The sequence below is a fragment of the Hydrogenophaga sp. genome (assembly GCF_051007235.1).
Taxonomy (GTDB): domain Bacteria; phylum Pseudomonadota; class Gammaproteobacteria; order Burkholderiales; family Burkholderiaceae_C; genus Hydrogenophaga.
Window position 1 is genome coordinate 1 of sequence record NZ_JBPCSJ010000391.1, and the last position, 3,300, is coordinate 3,300.

The 3,300-nt window shown below is 70.1% G+C and carries 4 protein-coding genes; 2 read left to right on the forward strand and 2 right to left on the reverse strand.

Annotation, left to right across the window (positions count from 1 at the left end; translation table 11 throughout):
• Positions 1–161 precede the first annotated feature (161 nt).
• Both ACR2JA_RS13980 and ACR2JA_RS13985 read right to left on the reverse strand, forming a co-directional pair.
• The gene (locus ACR2JA_RS13980) at positions 162–1,148 is read right to left on the reverse strand and encodes a DUF58 domain-containing protein (RefSeq protein WP_434009689.1); all 987 of its coding nucleotides are present in this window, start codon (positions 1,146–1,148) and stop codon (positions 162–164) included.
• A complete protein-coding gene (locus ACR2JA_RS13985; RefSeq protein WP_434009690.1) occupies positions 1,145–2,065 on the reverse strand; it encodes an AAA family ATPase in 921 nt (306 codons plus the stop codon). Before ACR2JA_RS13985 ends, ACR2JA_RS13980 begins: the two co-directional genes overlap by 4 nt.
• A gap of 27 nt (positions 2,066–2,092) precedes the next feature.
• On the opposite strand from ACR2JA_RS13985, the gene ACR2JA_RS13990 reads away from it, so the two are divergent.
• Both ACR2JA_RS13990 and ACR2JA_RS13995 read left to right on the forward strand, forming a co-directional pair.
• Entirely contained in the window at positions 2,093–3,046 is a 954-nt protein-coding gene (locus ACR2JA_RS13990; RefSeq protein WP_434009691.1) for a histone deacetylase family protein, read from the forward strand.
• Between the two features lie 20 nt (positions 3,047–3,066).
• A partial coding sequence (locus ACR2JA_RS13995; protein WP_434009692.1) for an enoyl-CoA hydratase-related protein occupies positions 3,067–3,300 on the forward strand: 234 nt, incomplete at its 3' end.

The following is a 3,300-nucleotide window of genomic DNA, read 5'->3' on the forward strand; positions in this document are numbered from 1 at the left end:
TCGCGTGGGAGGGAAGTCAAGGACGTGGCGGCCATGTCAGAAACGACGCCGGAGCGAAGGGGGTTGTGCCAGGGCGGCCGTGGAACCGGCTTGGCCGGGCCACAGGCCGCGTCCCCCTCCCGCAGGAGAGGGGGAAGACGCGCAGCGGCGCAGGGGGTGCTTCATGATCTTGCCAACGCCTCCAGGCAGCGGGCCTTGTGCCCGGAGCCCTGGTCGGGCGGAATCTCGCGGCCCGGCAGGCGCAGGCCGTAGTCCAGCCCCAGGCGGTCGGCCATCAGCACCCAGGCCGTCAGGCGCGACAGGCGCGCCTCGACCTCGTGCGTGCCGGTCTGTGCGAAGTCCAGCCACAGTTGCTGGCGCTGGGTGCTCAGCGCGTCGCGGCTGACCAGGTCGTCGCGGCCGGCGGCAAAGGCCTGGGCGGCTTTTTTCCAGACGATGTTTTTCTGCGGGTCGCCGCGGCGGTAGGCGCGCACGCCGTCGAATTCGCCCGTGGCCTGCACGCGCGCGCTGCTGCTGGCGTGGCCGGGCTGGGGCTGGCCCGGGGGCAGGGGCGGCGGGTGCGCTTCGGGCGCGGGGTAGACCAGCAGCTCGGCCGCGGGGCGCCACACCGTCCAGACGCGAAAGGTGCCCAGCGGGTAGAGCGTGAGCGCGGTCAGCGCGGGCAGCGGGTGCACGCCGCGCCGGGGCGGCGCCCAGGCCACCTGCACCGGGGTGCTGCCTTGTGCGGTCACGTCGGTCCAGCCCAGGTGGGTGTCGGCCAGGCCGCCGTCGGCCAGCACGCCCAGGCCGATGCCGTGGCGCGGTGTCTTGCGTTCGTTGGCCAGCCGCAGGTCCAGCAGCGCGGCCTGCCCGGCGTGCACCGGTGCGGGGGGGCTCAGGTGCAGGGTGAGCCCGCGCAGGTTGCCGTGGCAGATGTGCATGCCCACCACCGCGCTACCGGCCAGCAGGAAGGTGAGCAGGTAACCCAGGTTGAGCTGGTAGTTGATGCTGCCCACCAGCAGCACCAGCAGGGTCAGGCCCAGCATCCAGCCCGCGCGCGTGGGCAGGATGTAGACGTTGCGCTGGTGCAGCGTGAGCGTGTCGCTGCGCGGCAGGCGGTCGTGGAACCAGCGCCGGAAGCGGTTCCGCAGGGTGCGCAAGGGGTTCACGGCAGGGGCGTGGCGTCGATCATGGCCTTGACCTGCTCGATGGCACCGCGCCCCGCGTCGCTCACCGGCACCAGGCGGTGCGCCGCGGTCTGCGGCAGGATGGCGGCGATGTCGTCGGGCGCCACGTAGTCGCGCCCCTGCAGGTAAGCCTGGGCCTTGGCGGCGCGCACCACGGCCAGCGCGGCGCGTGGCGACAGGCCTTGTGCGAACCAGCGGCCCGTGCGGGTGGCGTTCACCAGATCCTGCAGGTAGTCCAGCACCGGCTCGGCCGTGTGCACCGCGGCCACGGCCTGTTGCAGCCGCGCCAGCTCGGCCGGGCTCAGCACCGGCGGCAGCGCATCGACCATGTCGCGCCGGTCGGCGCCGCGCAGCAGTTCGCGCTCGGCCGCGCGGTCCGGGTAGCCCAGCGACAGGCGCATGTGGAAACGGTCCAGCTGCGATTCGGGCAGGGCGTAGGTGCCCAGCTGGTCGTGCGGGTTCTGGGTGGCGATGACGAAGAACGGATTGGGCAGGGTGCGGGTGGAGCCCTCGACCGTGACCTGCTTTTCTTCCATGGCTTCGAGCAGGGCGCTCTGCGTCTTGGGGCTGGCGCGGTTGATCTCGTCGGCCAGCAGCACCTGGGCGAACACCGGGCCGGCGTGGAAGACGAAACCTTCGCGTCCGCGTTCGTAAATGGACACGCCCACCAGGTCGCTCGGCATCAGGTCGGCGGTGAACTGCACGCGCGAGAACTGCAGCCCGAAGCTGCGCGAGAGCGCATGGGCCAGCGTGGTCTTGCCCACACCGGGCACGTCTTCGATCAGCAGGTGGCCGCCCGCCAGCAGGCAGGCCACGCAGTCGCTCACCTGCGGGGCCTTGCCCACAATGACCGTGTTAAGCTGATTCAGCAGTTGTTGGATCTTGGGGTCGGTGCTCATGCCGGCCACCTTACCGTAAAAAAAACGATGAGCCAGGCCACCGGATATTTCACCCACCCCGATTGCTGGAGACACGAGATGGGCGGCGGGCACCCCGAGTGCCCGGCGCGGCTGGACGCGATCCAGGACCGGCTGCTCGCCTCCGGGCTGGACGCGCTGCTGCAGCGCCGCGAAGCCAGCCCGGCCCCGCTGGCCGACCTGGAACTGGCCCATGGCCGCATGCACCTGGCGGCGCTGCGCGGCCTCTCTGACCAGCTGCGCGACGACATCAATGCCGGCGGCCCGACGCACGCGCAGATCGACCCCGACACGTCCATCAACGTGCACAGCTGGGACGCCATCCTGCGCGCGGCGGGGGCGGCCATCGACGCCACCGACGCGGTCATGGCCGGTGAGCTGGCCAACGCCTTTTGCGCTGTGCGCCCGCCTGGCCACCACGCCACGCGCGACAAGGCCATGGGCTTCTGTTTTGTCAACAACGTGGCGGTGGCGGCCAAGTACGCACTGGAGCGCCACGGACTCAAGCGTGTTGCCATCATCGACTTCGACGTGCACCACGGCAACGGCACCGAGGACATCGTGGCCGGTGACGACCGCATCCTCATGTGCAGCTTTTACCAGCACCCTTTCTACCCGCCGTGGGACCATTCCAACGCGGCGAACCTGGTGAACCTGCCCGTGCCGGCCTACACCAAGGGCATGGACGTGCGCGAGCTGATCGACATGATGTGGCTGCCGCGGCTGGACGCGCACAAGCCCCAGATGATCTTCATCAGCGCCGGCTTCGATGCCCACCGCGAAGACGACATGGGCCAGATGGGCCTGGTGGAACAGGACTACATCTGGATCACCGAACGCATCAAGGAAGTCGCCCAACGCCACGCCAAGGGCCGCATCGTCAGTTGCCTCGAAGGCGGCTACGACCTGAGTTCCCTGGCGCGCAGCGTGGAAGCCCACATCCGCGCGCTGGCCGACCTGTGATTGGCGAGGAGACAACAGACATGAGCGAAGACATCCTGCTGCACAGCCGCGACGAGCGCGGCGTGCACACCATCACCCTGAACCAGCCCAAGGCCTTCAACGCCCTGTCCGAGGCCATGATGGCCGCGTTCGGGCAGGCGCTGGACGCGGTGGCCGCCGACCCGGCCGCGCGCGTGCTGGTGATCGCCGCCAACGGCAAGGCCTTCTGCGCCGGGCACGACCTCAAGGAAATGAAGTCCAAGCCCGACCAGGCC